Origin of the sequence: Nocardia transvalensis (assembly GCF_015477765.1) — a bacterium.
Taxonomy (GTDB): domain Bacteria; phylum Actinomycetota; class Actinomycetes; order Mycobacteriales; family Mycobacteriaceae; genus Nocardia; species Nocardia transvalensis_A.
Window position 1 is genome coordinate 229,468 of sequence record NZ_JADLQQ010000003.1, and the last position, 17,352, is coordinate 246,819.

A 17,352-nucleotide genomic window follows, 5' to 3' on the forward strand; every position below is an offset into this window, starting at 1 on the left:
TCGACTTTCGTGCAAATCTTCTAACCGTCCAGACGGTACAGTAACAGAATTACCGTCCGGACGGTACAGTTGCGAGTCGTGACGACAACCACCCGCGATCGGATCCTCGACGCCCTCGAGACGCTGCTGCTGGACAAGGGCATGTCCCAGGTCACGCTGGAGAATGTGGCCGCCACCGCCGGCGTCTCCAAGGGCGGACTGCTCTACCACTTCAAGAGCAAGGACGCGCTGCTGGCCGGGCTCGTGCGCAGACTCGGCGAACGGGCCACCGCGCAGCTGGACCATGCCGTGGCACAGGGCAAGTCGGTGGCGGAGTGGTATCTGCAGACCCCCAACCCGGACAACGACTCCGACGCGCTGGAGCTGGCGCTGTACCGGTCGATGGTGGCGGCCATGCGCACGGTCGAGGGCCCCCACGATCAGCACGACGACGAGGTCCAGCGCGCCCTCGCCGACGTCATGACGTCCTGGAAGGACGGCCTGGACGCCGAGGTGGACGATCCCGTCCGAGCCGAGATCATCCGGCTGGTCGGCGACGGCGTCTACCTGCACGCCCTGCTCGGCCTGCCCCCAGTCGATCCGGTCCGCTACCGCGCCGTGGTGGATCGCCTGCTCAACCGCTGATCGCGACCGGACCCGTCGTATCGCGCCCGCTCATTGCCGACGGTCATCGCGGGGATTCGCGGCGCCCGCGTTGCCGACCACCCAGTGCACGCGAACCCTCCGGGAGTGCAGGTGCCCGGATAGACTCGGGCGCGTGTGTCCCGCCGCCGTCGACCGGGCCGGTCTGTCGTCCAGTCCGGCGGTTTTCGATGCGGCGTCCGCGCGTCCCGCCGATTCGGGGCCGGAGGTGGGCGAACCGATTCCGATCCGGCCCCTGAACATTCGGGAGCTGCTGGATCTTCCGTTCGCGTTGATTCAGGCGCACATTCGACTGCTGGCCGGACTGGTGGGAGCTGCCTTCGTCCCCGCCGCGGTCCTCGCGGTCGCGCTCACCGGCGCAGGATCGGTGGCGACCGACGGCTCCGATGCCGGAACGGCCTGGTCGGCAATCGGTTCCACGGCCGTCTTGGCTTGGCTGCTGCGCCTTTTCGTGCGCGGGGTGGTCACTCCGATCGGACTGGCAGAGGTTCATCGGCGGCCGATCGGTCGGCGAGAGGTGTTCACCCACCTGCGGGCACATGTCCGGCCTTTGGTGGCGTTCCACCTGCTCTACACACTGATCGGCGTGGGTGTCCTGGCGCTGGGTGCGCCGCTGCTGATCACGCTGCTGCCCGCGGCGGTCTGGCTCGGGTGGCTGCGGGCGCGCCGTTTCGTCGTCGTGCCGGTGCTGTTCGCCGAATCCGTCCCGCTCGGGACGGCGGCGGCCCGGTCGAAAGTCCTTGCCGGGGGCGGGGAATGGCAGCTGGCCTGGGTGTGGCTGTACCTGCGCCTGCTGCCGGTGGTGCTGTTGGTGCCGCTGCTGGGTGTGCTGCTGTTCATCTCGGACTACTCCGGCACCCACCGATGGGCGGTGATCGCGCTCGCGACGTCGGCGACGCTGTTGATCGGCGCCTTCGCCGAGGTGGTCGATTCCGCCACCCGCGTGGTGAGCTACGTGGACCGGCGCTGCCGCCGCGAGGCATGGGACGTGCGGATTCCGGCCACCCCCGGCTCCACTGGGCCAGGATCATGAGCGACACCGAAGAACCACATACCGAACGCGTCGCCCCGGCACCACCGTCGCTCGGACCGGCCGGCACGCACCGCACCGCCGCGGAACAGGCCGCCGCACGGCACGATTACGACACCGCGCTGCGGGAACGGTTCCGCGCGGTGGTGCGCGGCCTGGAGCAGGGCGGCGTGCTCGAGGTGCGGCGCTCGCGCACGGCTCGCGAGAGCGCCGATGCCGCCGTCGCCACCGTGCCCGACCAGGCCGTCGAACTACCGGGCGCCGCACGCAGTTTCGACGAGGTGGTCTACGGCGGACGCACCGCCACCGAGGACGAATATCAGCGGCTGGCCCGCGCCGACCACTTCTCCCTCGCACCGCCACCGCCGCCCGAACCGGTCGAGACCACCGCGCGCCGGACCCGATCGCTGCGCTGGCGCCCACCACCCCTGCCACAGCTGCTGCGCAGTCCGACATTCTGGGCCGTCGTCGCCGCCGTGCTCTTACTCCTGCTGATCGCGTACCTGCTGTGGCATCTGGCCTCCGCACCGACCGCGCCACCACCACAGCGCGTTCCCCCGCCCGACGGCCGACCCGAACTGCCACGGCCGGAGATCGGTGCAGGCGACGACTCCATCTTCGGGCGGTGGCCCAGCTGGCTGGCCTACGGTTTCGTGCAGTGGGTGATCTGCGCCGCGCTCGTGGTGTGGTGGCGTGCCCGTCGCCGCGGCGCGCTGGTCGGCGAGCCGCGTCCGGTCGAGGTGGCGGCGAACGAACTGCTCGATGGGCAGGCCGCGCTGTACCGGAAATCCGCGGACCGCGATCATGTCGCGGCGAAACTGCGAACGGCGACGCTGCGGCGGATCCGTCCGCAGCTGGGTCTGACGCCCGAGGCGCCGCCGGATCGGGTCGTCGCCGCGATCGCCGGGCGACTGCGCGCGGACCCGAACCTGATCGGCGCCGCATTGTTCGGCCCCGTACCCGACGACGCTGCCCTGCACCACGTTGCCGCCCAATTGACCTGGATCGAATCGGAGATCGGATGACCACGGTGGACACCGACCACACCCCGACCGCCGAGGACGCCCATCGGGCGTTCGGCGCACTGCGCGTCGAGATCGGCAAGGCCGTCGTGGGTAACGACCGCGCCGTCATGTTCCTGGTGCTGGCGCTGCTGTGCCGCGGCCACGTATTGCTGGAAGGCGTTCCGGGGGTGGCGAAGACGCTGTTGGTGCGGGCGCTGGCCACGGCGCTGGATCTGGAGCACACCCGTGTTCAGTTCACCCCCGATCTGATGCCCGGGGACGTGACCGGTTCGCAGATATACGATCCGCATTCGGCCGAGTTCACCTTCCGCCGGGGACCGGTGTTCACCAATCTGCTGCTGGCCGACGAGATCAACCGCACGCCGCCGAAAACCCAGTCGGCCCTGCTGGAATCGATGGAGGAGCGGCAGGTGTCGGTCGACGGCAAACCGCAGCCGCTGCCGGAGCCGTTCGTCGTGGTCGCCACCCAGAATCCGATCGAGCAGGAGGGCACCTATCCGCTGCCGGAGGCGCAGCTGGACCGCTTCCTGTTCAAGGTGGACATCCAATTGCCCGGCCGCGACGACGAATTCCGCATTCTGCAGCGGCATGCCGCGGGCTTCGACCCTCGCGATCTGGTCGCGGCGGGCCTGCGGCCGGTCGCCACACCGGCGCATATCGCCGCCGCGCGGGCCGCGGTCGCGCAGGTGACCGTGGGCCCGGAGGTGCTCGCCTACATCGTGGATCTGTGCCGGGCCACCCGCACCTCGCCCGCGGTGCGGCACGGCGCCTCCACCCGCGGCGCGACGGCGCTGATGGCGGCCGCGCGGGCCCTGGCCTGGCTGGGCGGGCGGGGCTATGTCACTCCCGACGATGTGAAAACCGTTGCGGTGGCGGTGCTTCGCCATCGCCTGCAACTGCGCCCGGAGGCGGAACTGGACGGGGCCACGACCCAGGGCGTGCTGTCGTCGCTGCTGCTGTCCGTCCCGGTTCCGGTGTAGCGCGATGATCGTCACCGGTCGGCTGGCCGCCGTGGCCGCGGGCGCGGCGTTGATCGTCATGTTCGCACTGCCGTCGTGGCCCGGCGTCGTGCTGATGACCGGCCTGCTCGTGATGCTCGCCGGTGTCGAGACGGCCGCCGCGGGGCGCGGTAACGGACTGGAATTGTCGCGAGAGCCGTTGACCACGGTGCGCCTGGGCGGCAGCGCGGAGGTCGAACTGACGGTGGTGAACACCGGTGACCGCACGGTACGGGCGCTGCTGTGGGACGACTGGCCCGACAGCGCCGGCGCCACGCACCGCACCCACCGGTTGACGCTGCCGCCCAACAGCAAGGTCCGGCTGACCACCGCACTGACTCCGGCCCGGCGCGGTGACCGTGTGGCCGGTCCGCTCACCCTGCGCCTGATCGGACCGCTCGGCCTGGCGGGACGTCAGATCCGGCGCGAGGTACCGGCCCGGATCCGGGCGCTGCCGCCGTTTCGCAGCGAACGCATCCTCGCCTCGAAGGTGAGGCAGCTGCAGCACCTCGAGGGCCGCAACCTGACCAACGCCCGGGGACAGGGCTCGGAATTCGATTCGTTTCGCGAATACGTGGCCGGGGACGATGTGCGCGCGATCGACTGGCGGGCCACCGCCCGCGCCACCGACGTCCTCGTCCGGACCTGGCGGCCGGAACGCAACCGGCACGTGCTGATCCTGCTCGACACCGGCCGGGTCGCCGCGGGCCGCGTCGGCGGCGGCACCCGCCTGGATGTGAGTATCGAGGCCGCCCTGCTGCTGGGCGGGCTGGCCGCGGCGGCCGGGGACACCGTCGATCTGCTCGCCTACGACCGCGCGATCCGAGCGGAGGTGCGCGGTAGCAGCGGAAAAGGGCTGCCGCCCAAGCTGATGCACGCCCTCGCCGGTGTCGTCCCCCGGCCCGTCGACACCGACACCCCCGGCCTGGTCCGCACCGCCCTGCGGTACGCCCGCCGCCGCAGCCTGGTGGTCTGGTTCACCAGCCTGGACGGCGCGGTGGTGGAGGAGAACCTGATTCCGGTGCTCCCGGTCCTGACGCAGCGCCACCGCGTACTCCTGGTTTCGGTCACCGACCCCGACGTAGCAGCGGCCGCGACGAACCGCACCACCCCCGCTGCCGTCTACACCGCCGCCGCCGCGGAGACCCTGCTGGCCGAGCGCGCGGTGGTCCAGGAATCGTTGCGCCGCAAGGGTATCGGCGTAGTTGCCGCCGCACCCCACCACCTCCCCGAGGCCCTCGCCGACGAATACCTCGAACTCAAGCAATCCGGTGCCATATAAGCGCCCCGCTCAGGGGTGGTGGAGGGTGGTCACGCGGGGCGCTGCCAGGCGGGGTCGGGAGATGGGGCGACGATCGGCTGTGGGGTTGGCGCGGGCAGAAGTGGGGAGAGGGTGCGGCGTTGGCGCTCGGCGATGACCGCGCCCAGGATGTGCAGCGGAGGGTAGCCGGGTGGCGGGGTGGTGCGCAGTCGGGTGCAGACGGCGGTTACCAGTGTGTGACCCAGGGTGGTCTGGACTTCGGGGGTGAGGGTGCGGAAGCGGGTCAGGTACTGACGCACCGGTAGGGCGAGATCCTCCGAGAGACCGGACAGGTCCAGTTGCTGGGCCCAGTCCAGCAGCCAGGGCGGGGCGGCGGCCAAGGCGGGCAGCGGAATTCGGGCACGGTCGTGCACGACCACCGTGCCCGCGAGGATGTCACCGACCCGTCGCGCCCGCGGCGAGCACAGCGAGGTGACGACGGCGACGGCCCCCAACCCGCCCAGCATCCAGAAGTCGACTATCGCACCCGCCAGCCCCCGGGTGATCGCGTGCCGGAAGTCGATGGGCCCACCGTCCCCGCGCACCACGCGCAGACCGAGCGCCAGCTTTCCGAGGGTTCGTCCACGCAGCAGCGTCTCGCAGACGGTCGGGTATCCGACCAGCACCGTGACGACGGTGACCACCATCGCGGCCTCGAGCCATGCCAGGTCGGGCTCCAGCCGGGCCACCAGGGTCAGCACACCCACCAGCAGCATCCAGCCCAGCACGAGCTGTATCACCACATCGATGAGGAATGCCGCAGCCCGCGTGGGTATTCGCGCGATCGGCAGTTCGAGGGCGACGGCCTCGCCGGTGGTGAAGACGGCCATGGTCCCTTCAGCCTAGGGTCTTCGGATACGGGCTCGCGCACGATCGAGGCCAGCAGATCCGCACAGGAGGTCACCGATGGATGTGGACGCCTACGCCTATGCGCAGCGGCCCTCCTGGGACCGGCTCGACCGATTGAGCCGGCAGCGGCGGCTGTCCGGTGCGGAGGTCGACGAATTGGTGGCCCTCTACCGCCGCACCTCCCAGCAGTTGGCGCGGCTGCAGTCGCACTCCCCCGACCCCGAGCTGATCGGCGGGCTCAGCGCCCTGCTGGCCCGGGCCCGCGGCCGGGTGCTCGGCACACGAACCGACGCGTGGCTCGAGGTGGGCCGGTTCTTCACCCACCGGTTCCCGGCCGCGGTGTACCGGGCCTGGCCGTGGTGGGCGGCGGTGACCGTGGCATTCCTCGCCCTGTCGACCGCATCCGCCGTCTGGACCTCCGGATCCGGCACCGCGCGCAAGGTCCTCGGCCTGCCTGCCGACACCGAGGTTCTCGCCCGGCCCGGCGGCCCCTTCGAGGCCTACTACTCCGAACATCCGCACGATGCGTTCGCCGTGCAGGTGTGGACCCACAATGCCTGGCTGGCGGCGATCGCGTTGTTCACCGGGGTGTTGATCGTGCCTGCGGTGTTCGCCCTCGTCGCGAACGCCACCCACGTGGGCGGGGTCGCGGGCCTGATGGCCGACGCCGGTCGGCTCGACGCCTTCTTCGGATTCATCCTGCCGCACGGAATGCTGGAGCTGACAGCACTTTTCGTGGCCGGCGGGGCGGGCCTGAAGCTGGGCTGGACGCTGGTCGATCCCGGCCGGGCGAGCCGGGCCCGGGCCCTGGCACGGCAGGGCCGGGCGACGGCGACGGTCGCCCTGGGCCTGGTGGTCGTGCTGTTGGTGTCGGGTCTGATCGAGGGTTTCGTGACGCCGAGCGGCTGGCCCGCGCCGGTGCGGCTCGGTATCGGTCTCCTGGCCGAAATCGGCTTCCTCGCCTATGTGTTCGGGGCCGGTCGGCGTGCGGCGCTCGAGTCGGCAGTTACCGATCGGCGCATCATCGGCTAACCGAGCGCTCGGTCACCGCGATCGCGGTGCGGCGGGGGGATTTCGAACCGGGCCGAGGGCCCCGGATTTGAGGACCACTGGCCGCAGCGAGTCCAGCTCAGCTGCGGCCAGCGTTGGCGACAACTCTACACAATCGTTATCCCGATGCAACCTCCCACGCGGGGGCGCGGCGTATACGTGACCGGCCCGAAACCGACCGTCGGGCAGGGCGGCTCGGACCCTCTCGCAAATTCGTAGCGTCCGTTGTACGGAGGCTCGGAACGCCCTTCGATGCGATTGCGCCCGATGGCTCCGGTTCATCCGATTCACCCCTCGGAGATTCGCGAGGATGATCATGATTCACATTTGCCATAATCCGACCGATAGCCGTTTCGCACTGCAGCTACCCCTTCCTAACTGGCCGTTCTCCGGTTGGACACCTAGTGTCCGGAAGGTTGCCAACGAGAAAACATACTCAAAGTTTGTTATTTCGGGTCTATACGAGACATGAGATTGGCAATGCGCTCAGTTCGCTGATGTCCACTTCTTTTATGACGGTGGAATAACGATCCGGGTGCGTATAACTGTTCGCCCGCAACCCTTCTCGTGCCGCGCTCGACCCCGCCGGGCGCGATCCGGATGCGACGAAGATCACACCTCGGCCCGGTTTCAGCCCAGTGCCAGGATGCCGCTGATCGTGCCCTGCAGAATCCGGCGGTCGCGGGTGACCAGCGGTGCGGTCTGCAGCGGGTCCTCGACGATCGTGCCGGGTAGCGGGCTGCGCGACCGCACCTCGCCGGTCTCGGGATCGACCACGGTGAAGTCGAATCCGTCGAGCGGTGTGGCGGTGTCGGGACCGTGCCGCGCCACCGTGTACACCAGCCCGTCTGCGGCCGAGAGGATAGGCACCGCGGAACTGCGCACGGTGTTGTCCCACACGGTGTGGCAGCCGGCGGCATCGATGTCCACCCGCGTCATGCCGCCGGCGAACGGCGCACTCGGCGGCGTCGCGGGACCGGCGCCCTCGGGCAGAGCCGGATACGGGTAACCGTAGGTGCTGGCCACGACCACCGAACGCCCCAATCCGATCGGGGCGTTCTCACTGCCCGCTCCACCCCGGGTGAGCACGGGCTGCGCGCACACCGGCTGCCCGGTGCCGGACCGGAACACCAGCAGGTGCACCGGGCCCGCGGCATTGTCGACGATGGCCACATAATCGGCCCCGGTCCCCGGCCCGAAATAGACCGGCGTGGATCCGGTGCCCCAGCTGAGCTGCCCCGGCTTGCGCCCGGGTCCGCGGTCGTAGGGTGCGCGCCACAGGATCCGCGGCCGCCCCGCCTCGTCGGTGTTCAACTCGTAGAGCGCGAATGTCGTTGCGACCGCGACCCTCCCGTTCGGCGTGGCCGAAATGCTGTTGGCCACCTGCTCCCCCTCCGGCAGCATCAGGCGGGTCACCCGGCCGGCCGCGTCCACCCGGCCGACGACGGCCCGCGCGGTGGCGAACCACACCGCGCCGAACGAGTCGGGCACCAGGCCGACGACGCTGTCACCCTCCGGCACCGCATCCGTCAGATCGATGGATTCCTCGATCCGCAGGCGCCAGGCCCCGCCCGCATCGCGGTCGTGCCCGATACGCAGCAGCCGCCGATGGCCGTCGACCACCACCAGCCGATCGTGCTGATCGAGGTAGGCGTACACCCCGCCGAGCAGTCCGCCCTTGGCCAGCGGCAGGCTCGCCAGCGACGTCGCGAAACCGCCCGGCCCGGACGCGGCCGGATCGATCAGATGCACCGTCGGCACCTGCCCTGCGATCGCGGTACACAGCGCGACCACCAACCCGTCCGATCCCTGTAGCAACGTCGGGCAGGCCGACGCCAAGGGATAGACGGTGGCCGAACCCCCGCGGGCACCGGGGCCGGGCAGGGGTGTGGCGTCGGAGTTCCCGGCGTCGCCGTGCATGGTGGCCGAACCCTGCGGTCCCAGATAGGGATTGGGTGCGGCGAACGGGCCCCACGGCGTTCCCGCACCGGCTGCCGGTGTGACCGATGCCATTGCGCCCGCGATCAATACGGCCAGCACACCGACGGCGCGGGTCCGGCGAGGATGGAGCTGGACAGTTGATCGAAACACCCCAGCGATCCTGCCCTGCCGAATACGAATGCGCACCAACTCCATTCGTATCGATCATCACGCCCCCAACCGTCCCCCATTTTTCCGCCAACCCCTGCGACGCCGAGCCCGAAAAGCGAAGATATCCGCGTGCGGACGAAATTCTCCTCCGAGCTCGCGGCGTTGACCCGTGAGCTGGCCGCGCTGGCGAGCCTCGCCCACGAGGCCACCGACCGCCTGGCCGTGGCGGTGGCCGAGGCCGATCTCACCGCCGCCTACGAGGTTTTCGCCCTCGACGAGCAATTGCAGGAGAAATACGGTGCCTGCGAGAACCGCGCGGTGATCCTGCTCGCCCTGGAGGCCCCGGTCGCCCGGGATCTGCGACAAGTGCTGAGCGCCAGCCGAATTGCCGACGACCTGTCCCAGATGGGCCGGCTCACCGCTGGCATCTCCGACTACGTGGTGCGCAGTTATCCGCATCCGGTGGCCCCGCCCGATATCCTCGCCCCGCTGACCGAAATCGGCCGTGCCACAACCGTACTCGCGGCCGCCGTCGTCGACGCGATTGCCGCGAGTAATCCGCCCGGCCCGGTTCCGGTCGCTCCCGACGACACACTCGGCGAGACCCGCCGGCACGTGCTGCACCTTCTGTCCGCCCCGGGCTGGTCGCACGGCAGCGCGCTGGCGGTCGATCTGGCACTGCTGGTCCATCACTACGAACGCTGCGCCGAACACTGTGTCCGGATCGGACGGCTCATCCGCTTCTTCCACACCGGCATTCCGCCGTCCGCCGAGCCGGCCGAGCCCTGAACCCGATGCGGCACATCCGCTTCTGATTGCCAAAAAATTGCTACCATTCGGATGCTTGGCTGATTGACCACGTGGTTCGCCCAACCATCGGGAGGTCGCATGCGAGTCGTTCATGTGCCAGGACTTCTTCTCTCCACCGTTGCCCTTGCCGGTGCGGCGGCATGCGGCGACCCCTCCGGCAATCCGCTCGGGCTCACACCCACGACCGCGGCGGCCGCATCCTCGAAACCCGGACCGAACGAGGCACTGCGGACCGCGCCGGTCGATTGCGGCAGAGACGACTCCGGTTATCACGTCTTCGCCCTCACCACGACGGGAGATGCGGCCTGTGGGACGGCCCATGCGGCGCTGGCCGCCTACGACTCCCGGGCGCGCGGGGCGGACGACCTGCTCGTCCATGTGGGCGAGACGCCATGGACCTGTCGGTCCTACGAAGCCGAGGTGCCCTCGTACCGGGAATGCGTGAACACGTTGTCGCCCACCGAGAAAGCCCAGCGCCGCTCCCCCCGCGTCCCGGTCGGGACTCCGGCACCCGGACAACCGCAGAGCTTCGACATCTTCTGCGGCACGGGCGCCGACGGGCTGGCGGTGCATGCCATCACCACCCAGGACGACGCGGCCTGCCGATCGGCGGTCGCGGTGACCGACGCCTACGCCGAGCAGGCCCGGCGCACGGGATGGAACGGCGGCCGGGCCGTCTCGGTGACGGTCAACGGGGTGACGTGGGAATGCCGACAGCAGAAGGGAAATCCCAACCCGTACCAGGAATGTGTGAACGGCGCGACACCCACCGAGAAGGCCACGCTGACCTCATGAACGACGAACGCCGCAGATCGAATTCGATCTGCGGCGTCATGCCTACTGTGGGCGAAGGGGGACTTGAACCCCCACGTCCCGAAGGACACTGGCACCTGAAGCCAGCGCGTCTGCCATTCCGCCACTCGCCCGAGCGACTCCGAGACATTATCACGCACTCGAGGCCGAAATGAAATCGCCTGGTCAAGGGGTCGATCAACGCGCGGGAACTCCACGGGCCCGCCGAGAGTTACAGGTGTGGACGATCGTGGATATCATGCAATCACCGTGTCCATTCGCCGACACGCCCATTTGGCGTGTCGCGGAATGGTGACAGTCGACCGAAGCGCACCGAAGGGAGGCCGAATGGGCATCGTGTCGCGCTTCGAGCGCCGCCTGCAGGGTGCCGTCGGTGACGCCTTCGCCCGCGTCTTCGGCGGCAGCGTCGTGCCACAGGAAGTCGAGGCGGCGCTGCAGCGCGAGGCCGCCGATCAGGTCAGCGAGCTCGAGGGTGGGCATCTGCTGGCTCCGAACAGCTACGTGATCACCATCAACCCGTCGGACCTGCAGCAACTGGATGCCGATCACGAACTCACGACGCGTGCCTTCGCCAAACATCTGCAGGACTACATCCGCGATCAGGGGTGGCAGACCTACGGCGAAGTACACGTCGAATTCGAGGCATCCCCTACGCTGCACACCGGACAGTTCAGGACGCGCGGCCGGGTGGACCCGGACGTGGGCCGCGGGAACCCCCCGGTGCCCAGCCAACCGAACGACCGACCTGGACGACCCCCACAACGAACCGCACACCCGCAACCAGGAGCTGGCCCCATGACGCAGAACTCAGGCTACGACCCCAGCCGTGAGCCCGCGGAGTCCGATCCACGCAACCGCGGGTACGCACCCCCGCCCGCGGGCCGTCCGGGTCCGCAGGGCTATCGCGACGAGTACGGGCGCGGCGGGCAGTACCCGGGTGCAGCGGACTATGCCGCGCCGGAGTCTCCCGGCTACGACTATCAGAACGGCTACGACTACCAGCAGGGTGGCGCGGGTTACGGGCAGCAGGCCTACGACCAGGGCGGCTACGGCCAGCAGGGCTACGCCGACCAGGGCTACGGCCAGCAGGCCTACGACCAGGGCTATGCCGACCAGGGTTACGGCCAGCAGGCCTATGACCAGAGCGGCTACGGCCAGCAGGGCTACGCCGACCAGGGTTACGCCGACCAGGGCTACGGCCAGCAGGGCTATTCCCAGGCGCCGGGGTACGAGCAGGGCTACCAGGGCCAGGGTTACGCCCAAGCGGCGCCCGGCTACGAGCAGGGCTACGCCGAGCAGGCCGGTTACGACCAGGGCTATGCCGATCCCGGTTACGCCCAGCAGGGCTACGGCCAGCAGGCCGGGTATGCCCCGGCCCCGCAGGCGGCCGCGCGCAGCGGATCGGGCTACTCGGCGACCCTGCAACTCGACGACGGCAGCGGGCGCACCTACCAACTGCGCGAGGGCAGCAACATCATCGGCCGCGGCCAGGACGCGCATTTCCGCCTGCCCGATACGGGGGTTTCCCGCCGCCACATCGAGGTGCGCTGGGACGGTCAGGTCGCGATGCTGTCCGATCTCGGATCGACCAACGGGACGCTGGTCAACGGCTCTCCGGTGCAGGATTGGCAGCTCGCCGACGGCGATGTCATCCGCGCCGGACATTCGGAGATCCTGATCCGGATCGTCTGATCCCGTAAGCTCGCCGGTGCAGGTCACGATGCGGCCCGAATTCACAGGCCGTATCGTGCTCGCAACCGGTCGTCGGTCCTATGATGCTGCCAACACTCGCTCGGCAGCCGGGCCGTGCTGACCAGCACGCCGGTTGGGGGTCGAACCGTACCTACGGCACCGGTCGAACAGGAGGTGGAGCGCCGTGCAGGGACTGATCCTGCAATTGACCCGTGCGGGGTTCCTGCTGCTGTTGTGGCTGTTCGTGTGGGCGGTGCTCCGCACCCTGCGCAGCGACATCTACGCGGCATCCGGCATCCGGATACAGCCCCGGGCCGCGCGCGGTTCCGCGGTGCTGCCATCCTTCAGCCGTGGCCAGAAGGGCGCCAAATATCTAGTGGTGACTCAGGGTTCACTCGCCGGCACTCGCATCACGCTCGGTACCCAGCCGGTGCTCATCGGGCGTGCGGACGATTCCACGCTGGTACTCACCGATGACTACGCCTCGACCAGGCATGCGCGGCTGTCCCCGCGCGGCGACGATTGGTATGTCGAGGATCTAGGCTCCACCAACGGGACCTACCTCGATCGAGCGAAGGTCACCACTCCGGTCCGAGTTCCACTCGGCACCCCAGTCCGTGTCGGCAAGACAGTGATCGAGCTGCGATCGTGACACTTGTTCTCCGCTACGCAGCGCGCAGCGACCGCGGTCTCGTCCGGGCGAACAACGAGGACTCCGTCTACGCCGGCGCACGCCTGCTCGCACTCGCCGACGGCATGGGTGGCCATGCCGCCGGCGAGGTGGCGTCGCAGCTGATGATCGCCGCGCTCGCGCATCTCGACGACGACGAGCCCGGCGACGACCTGCTCGGCAAGCTGGATCGCGCGGTGCGCGAGGGCAATGCCGCCATCGCCGATCAGGTCGAGGAGGAGCCCGAACTGGACGGGATGGGCACCACGCTCACCGCGATCCTGTTCGCCGGTAAGAAACTCGGCCTCGCCCATATCGGCGACTCGCGCGCATATCTGCTCAGAAACGCCGAACTCACCCAGATCACCCGCGACGACACCTTCGTGCAATCGCTGGTCGACGAGGGCCGCATCACGCCCGAGCAGGCGCACACCCATCCGCAGCGCTCGCTCATCATGCGGGCGCTGACCGGCAACGAGATCGAGCCCACCCTCACCATGCGGGAGGCGAAGGCCGGCGACCGCTACCTGCTGTGCTCGGACGGCCTGTCGGATGTGGTCAGCGACGAGACCATCGCGAATACGTTGCGCGAGGGCAGCACCGACGAGGCCGCCGATCGGCTGATCGAACTCGCCCTGCGCAGCGGCGGCCCGGACAATGTGACCGTCGTCGTCGCCGACGTCATCGATCTGGACTACGGCCAGAGCCACCCGATCGTGGCCGGGGCCGCCTCCGGCGAGGACGAGGACAACCCGCCGCCCAACACCGCCGCCGGGCGGGCCGCGGCCATGCGTCCGCCGCGTGCGGCGCCGCGCCGCGCCGCGGTCACGCCGGAACCGCCCGAGCCCCGCAAGGGCCACAAACTACGCTGGATCGTGCTGTCGCTGTCGCTGGTCGCGGCCGTGGTGGTCGGACTCCTGGTCGGCTACAAGATGATTCGCAGCAACTACTACGTCGGCGCCGACAACGGCAACGTGGTGGTCATGCGCGGCCTGCCCGGCTCGGTGCTCGGCTATTCGATCCGCGATGTGGACCAGTTGGCGTGCGTGGACCGCGACGGCCGCCTCGGCCTCATGCGGCCGGGCGCCGGATTCCCCAGCGGCTGTAAGCAACTGCAGGTCGCCGATCTCACCCCGGCCGGCCGGGACAAGGTGAGCAACGGCCTGCCGCCGGGCACCTTCGACGACGCCAAGGGACAGCTGGAGAAGCTGGCCTCCAGGGAACTGCTGCCCGCCTGCGCGAAGCCCGTGACGCCGCCGGCCGCGCCGCCCGCCTCCGCACCGAACGAGACGCCGACGACCGGTGCCGCGCCGACGTCCGCACCGGCACCGGCCGATCCGGGCGCCACCAACAACCCCGCCCAGACCCAGCAGCCGGCCCCGCCGGCAACCACCTCGCCGGCGCCGCAGACTCCGGGGGAGAACTGCAGGAAGGCGGACTGATGTCCGCACCGGCACCGCCGTCCGCTGGGGCCTTTCCCAGTCCACCGGGCGGGTTCGCGCCCGCGCCGCCACCCTCGACCCGGCGCAATGTCGAGGTGGTGCTGTTGGCGTTCGCGGTCATCATCACCATGGCCGCACTGGTGCTGGTGGAGGCCAGCCAGGATCAGCAGATCTCCTGGAGACTCGCCGAATTGGGCGTGACCTATCTGGCGCTGCTGGCCGTCGCGCACCTGGCGATCCGGCGGTTCGCGCCGTTCGCCGACCCGCTGCTGTTACCGATCGTCGCGGTGCTCAACGGGCTGGGCCTGGTGCTGATCCATCGTCTGGACCTGGCGGCCGAACAGACCGCCGTCTACAACTCCTGGCCGATTCCCGCTCCCGACGCCAACGACCAGGTCCTGTGGACCGCACTGGGTATCACGCTGTTCGTCGGGGTGCTGGTGTTCCTGCGCGACTACCGCACCCTGGCGCGCTACGGCTACACGCTGGGGCTGCTCGGACTGGTGGCGCTCGTGGTGCCGGCCGTCCTGCCCAGCAGGTATTCGGAGACCAACGGCGCGAAGATCTGGATCCGCCTGCCCGGATTCAGCGTGCAGCCCGGTGAATTCGCGAAAATCCTGCTCATCGTGTTCTTCGCCTCGGTGCTGGTGGCCAAGCGGGATCTGTTCACCGCGGCCGGCAAACACATCTTCGGACTGGAGCTGCCGCGCGCTCGCGACCTCGGCCCGATCATCGTGGCCTGGATCGTCTGCATCGGCGTGCTGGTGTTCGAGAAGGATCTCGGCACCTCGCTGCTGATCTTCGCGACCGTGCTGGCGATGCTCTACATCGCCACCGAACGGGTGGGCTGGCTGGTCGTCGGCGGTGTGCTGCTGGCGATCGGATTCGTCTTCGCCTACAACGCCTTCGGCCATGTGCGGGTGCGGGTGTCGACCTGGTTACATCCGTTCGCCGACTACAACAACACCGGCTATCAGATCGCGCAGTCGCTGTTCGGCTTGGCGACCGGTGGGCTGGCGGGCACCGGGCTCGGTAGCGGGCGGCCCTCGCAGGTGCCGTTCGCCAAGACCGACTTCGTCATCGCGTCCATCGGCGAGGAACTCGGGCTGATCGGGCTCACCGCGGTGCTGATGCTGTTCACGATTCTGGTGCTGCGCGGCCTGCGCACCGCCCTCGCCGTCCGCGACAGCTTCGGCAAGCTGCTGGCCGCCGGGCTGTCGTTCACCATCGCGATCCAGGTGTTCGTGGTCGTCGGCGGCGTCACCAAGCTGATCCCGCTGACCGGCCTCACCACCCCGTTCGTGTCCTACGGCGGCTCGTCACTGCTGGCCAACTACGCCCTGCTGGCGGTGCTGGTCAAAGTTTCCGATGCCGCCCGGGCACCGGCCCCATCACGCAAGAAGGAGCAGGCACCCATCGCGGACGCACCGACGGAAATGATCCGCCCGGCGAAGGGGGAGATGGCATGAACACACCACTGCGCCGCGTCGCCATGGCCGTGATGCTCATGATCGTCGCGCTGTTGCTCAACGCCACCTACGTACAGGTCATCAAGGCCGACGACCTGCGCAACGATCCACGCAATTCGCGTGTGCTGCTGGACGAATACTCCCGCCAGCGGGGACAGATCTCCGCGGGCGGCACGGTGCTGGCCAGTTCGGTCGCCACCGACGACCGCTACAAGTATCTGCGGACCTATCCGACCGATCCGGCGGCCTACGCGCCGGTGACCGGCTTCTACTCCATGCAGTACCGAACCACCGGCCTGGAGAAGGCCGAGGATTCGGTGCTCAACGGCTCGGACAGCCAGCTGTTCGGGCGACGGTTGATCGACATGATCTCCGGCCGCGACCCGCGCGGCGGCAATGTGGTCACCACGATCAATCCGGCGATGCAGAAGGTGGCCTACGACCAGTTGACCAGTAAGGGCTACACCGGTTCGGTCGTCGCCATCGAGCCGAGCACCGGCCGCATCCTGACCATGGTGTCCACGCCGAGCTACGACCCCAACCGGCTGTCCGGCCACGACGGCGCCAAGGGCACCCAGGCCTGGGAGCAGCTCAACGCCGATCCGAGCAAGCCGATGCTCAATCGCGCGGTGTCGCAGACCTATCCGCCCGGTTCGACGTTCAAGGTGGTGGTGGCCGCGGCCGCGCTGTCGCAGGGCATCAAGCCGGACGATCAGTTCACCGCGGCGCCCAACATCACCCTGCCGGGCACCTCCACCACGCTGGAGAACTACAACGGCACCCCGTGCGGCGGCGGTGCGACGGCGACGATGACCGAGGCCTTCCGGCTCTCGTGTAACACAGCTTTCGCCGAGATCGGTATGAAGGTGGGTGCCGCCAAGCTGAAGGATCAGGCCGCCCAGTTCGGAATCGGAGCCCATTCGGGTATTCCGATTCCCGTGGCCGACAGCACCGTCGGGACCATTCCCGACACGGCGGCACTGGCACAGAGCAGCATCGGTCAGCGCGACGTCGCGTTGACCCCGCTCGACGATGCGGTCATCGCGGCCACCATCGCCAACGGCGGCGTGCGGATGGAACCGCATCTGGTGGACCAGCTGCAGGGTCCCGATCTGAGCGAACTGTCGCGCACGAAACCGGTTTCGGTGGGACAGGCGGTCAGCCAGCCGGTGGCCCAGCAGATCACCAACATGATGATCGAATCGGAGAAGCACACCACCGGAGGAACCGCCCCACGCCCTTACCAGATCGCATCCAAGACCGGCACCGCCGAGCACGGCAGCGATCCGCGCAACACCCCGCCGCACGGCTGGTACATCGCCTTCGCGCCGGCGCAGAACCCGAAGATCGCGATCGCGGTCATCGTGGAGAACGGCGGCGACCGTGGCACCGCGGCCACGGGAGCGTCGGTGGCCGCGCCCATCGCCCGGGCGGTGCTCGACGCCGGGATGCAGGGGGGCTGAACGACATG

Annotated in this window: 15 protein-coding genes and 1 tRNA gene; 13 read left to right on the top strand and 3 right to left on the bottom strand. The window is 69.2% G+C overall.

The genetic code is table 11. From position 1 onward, the window contains the following. Nucleotides 1-78: 78 nt before the first annotated feature. From IU452_RS09065 to IU452_RS09085, 5 genes are all read left to right on the top strand, one after another. Nucleotides 79-624, top strand: coding sequence for a TetR/AcrR family transcriptional regulator (locus IU452_RS09065; RefSeq protein WP_195108506.1), 546 nt, complete (start codon nucleotides 79-81; stop codon nucleotides 622-624). 133 nt (nucleotides 625-757) lie between these two features. After that, a complete protein-coding gene (locus IU452_RS09070; RefSeq protein WP_324192520.1) occupies nucleotides 758-1,675 on the top strand; it encodes a hypothetical protein in 918 nt (305 codons plus the stop codon). Further along, nucleotides 1,672-2,697 carry a DUF4129 domain-containing protein gene (locus IU452_RS09075; RefSeq protein ID WP_195108507.1) on the top strand — a complete coding sequence of 342 codons (1,026 nt, stop codon included), beginning with the start codon at nucleotides 1,672-1,674 and terminating at the stop codon, nucleotides 2,695-2,697. The genes IU452_RS09070 and IU452_RS09075 overlap by 4 nt, the downstream gene beginning before the upstream one ends. Continuing rightward, the gene (locus tag IU452_RS09080; protein WP_195108508.1) at nucleotides 2,694-3,677 is read left to right on the top strand and encodes an AAA family ATPase; all 984 of its coding nucleotides are present in this window, start codon (nucleotides 2,694-2,696) and stop codon (nucleotides 3,675-3,677) included. The genes IU452_RS09075 and IU452_RS09080 overlap by 4 nt, the downstream gene beginning before the upstream one ends. A gap of 4 nt (nucleotides 3,678-3,681) precedes the next feature. Further along, on the top strand, nucleotides 3,682-4,977 hold the full coding sequence (locus tag IU452_RS09085) for a DUF58 domain-containing protein (protein WP_195108509.1): 1,296 nt from the start codon (nucleotides 3,682-3,684) through the stop codon (nucleotides 4,975-4,977). Nucleotides 4,978-5,006: 29 nt separating this feature from the next. Here IU452_RS09085 and IU452_RS09090 read toward each other — a convergent pair whose 3' ends face one another. Then, entirely contained in the window at nucleotides 5,007-5,825 is an 819-nt protein-coding gene (locus IU452_RS09090; protein ID WP_195108510.1) for an RDD family protein, read from the bottom strand. A 76-nt stretch (nucleotides 5,826-5,901) separates the two neighbouring features. Here IU452_RS09090 and IU452_RS09095 point away from each other — a divergent pair, with 76 nt between their 5' ends. Next, complete coding sequence (locus IU452_RS09095; protein WP_195108511.1) at nucleotides 5,902-6,876, top strand: stage II sporulation protein M; 975 nt, start codon at nucleotides 5,902-5,904, stop codon at nucleotides 6,874-6,876. A 648-nt stretch (nucleotides 6,877-7,524) separates the two neighbouring features. Here IU452_RS09095 and IU452_RS09100 read toward each other — a convergent pair. After that, entirely contained in the window at nucleotides 7,525-8,907 is a 1,383-nt protein-coding gene (locus IU452_RS09100) for a hypothetical protein (protein ID WP_228817260.1), read from the bottom strand. Between the two features lie 207 nt (nucleotides 8,908-9,114). Between IU452_RS09100 and IU452_RS09105 the strand changes: the two genes are divergently transcribed. Then, entirely contained in the window at nucleotides 9,115-9,774 is a 660-nt protein-coding gene (locus IU452_RS09105; RefSeq protein ID WP_195108513.1) for a phosphate signaling complex PhoU family protein, read from the top strand. 99 nt (nucleotides 9,775-9,873) lie between these two features. Further along, nucleotides 9,874-10,590: a hypothetical protein gene (locus IU452_RS09110; protein WP_195109035.1), complete on the top strand. Its 717-nt coding sequence runs from the start codon at nucleotides 9,874-9,876 to the stop codon at nucleotides 10,588-10,590. 48 nt (nucleotides 10,591-10,638) lie between these two features. On the opposite strand, the gene IU452_RS09115 is transcribed toward IU452_RS09110, so the two are convergent. After that, a tRNA-Leu gene (locus IU452_RS09115) sits at nucleotides 10,639-10,721 on the bottom strand. 214 nt (nucleotides 10,722-10,935) lie between these two features. On the opposite strand from IU452_RS09115, the gene IU452_RS09120 reads away from it, so the two are divergent. The 5 genes from IU452_RS09120 to IU452_RS09140 all read left to right on the top strand — a co-directional run bounded on the left by IU452_RS09120 (nucleotide 10,936) and on the right by IU452_RS09140 (nucleotide 17,344). Further along, complete coding sequence (locus IU452_RS09120) at nucleotides 10,936-12,300, top strand: DUF3662 and FHA domain-containing protein (protein ID WP_195108514.1); 1,365 nt, start codon at nucleotides 10,936-10,938, stop codon at nucleotides 12,298-12,300. Nucleotides 12,301-12,484: 184 nt separating this feature from the next. Further along, entirely contained in the window at nucleotides 12,485-12,952 is a 468-nt protein-coding gene (locus tag IU452_RS09125) for an FHA domain-containing protein FhaB/FipA (protein ID WP_195108515.1), read from the top strand. Further along, on the top strand, nucleotides 12,949-14,412 hold the full coding sequence (locus IU452_RS09130; protein WP_195108516.1) for a PP2C family protein-serine/threonine phosphatase: 1,464 nt from the start codon (nucleotides 12,949-12,951) through the stop codon (nucleotides 14,410-14,412). Before IU452_RS09125 ends, IU452_RS09130 begins: the two co-directional genes overlap by 4 nt. Beyond that, nucleotides 14,412-15,881, top strand: a complete 1,470-nt coding sequence (locus IU452_RS09135) for an FtsW/RodA/SpoVE family cell cycle protein (RefSeq protein WP_195108517.1) — start codon at nucleotides 14,412-14,414, stop codon at nucleotides 15,879-15,881. The genes IU452_RS09130 and IU452_RS09135 overlap by 1 nt, the downstream gene beginning before the upstream one ends. Beyond that, nucleotides 15,878-17,344 (top strand): peptidoglycan D,D-transpeptidase FtsI family protein, encoded by a 1,467-nt coding sequence (locus tag IU452_RS09140; RefSeq protein ID WP_195108518.1) that lies wholly within the window; start codon nucleotides 15,878-15,880, stop codon nucleotides 17,342-17,344. Before IU452_RS09135 ends, IU452_RS09140 begins: the two co-directional genes overlap by 4 nt. Nucleotides 17,345-17,352: the final 8 nt, after the last annotated feature.

Coding starts and splice junctions, on each gene's coding strand:
- IU452_RS09075 (WP_195108507.1), top strand. CDS start 1,672: ATGAGCGACACCGAAGAACCACATACCGAACGCGTCGCCCCGGCACCA.
- IU452_RS09080 (WP_195108508.1), top strand. CDS start 2,694: ATGACCACGGTGGACACCGACCACACCCCGACCGCCGAGGACGCCCAT.
- IU452_RS09085 (WP_195108509.1), top strand. CDS start 3,682: ATGATCGTCACCGGTCGGCTGGCCGCCGTGGCCGCGGGCGCGGCGTTG.
- IU452_RS09090 (WP_195108510.1), bottom strand. CDS start 5,825: ATGGCCGTCTTCACCACCGGCGAGGCCGTCGCCCTCGAACTGCCGATC.
- IU452_RS09095 (WP_195108511.1), top strand. CDS start 5,902: ATGGATGTGGACGCCTACGCCTATGCGCAGCGGCCCTCCTGGGACCGG.
- IU452_RS09100 (WP_228817260.1), bottom strand. CDS start 8,907: ATGGCATCGGTCACACCGGCAGCCGGTGCGGGAACGCCGTGGGGCCCG.
- IU452_RS09110 (WP_195109035.1), top strand. CDS start 9,874: ATGCGAGTCGTTCATGTGCCAGGACTTCTTCTCTCCACCGTTGCCCTT.
- IU452_RS09120 (WP_195108514.1), top strand. CDS start 10,936: ATGGGCATCGTGTCGCGCTTCGAGCGCCGCCTGCAGGGTGCCGTCGGT.
- IU452_RS09135 (WP_195108517.1), top strand. CDS start 14,412: ATGTCCGCACCGGCACCGCCGTCCGCTGGGGCCTTTCCCAGTCCACCG.
- IU452_RS09140 (WP_195108518.1), top strand. CDS start 15,878: ATGAACACACCACTGCGCCGCGTCGCCATGGCCGTGATGCTCATGATC.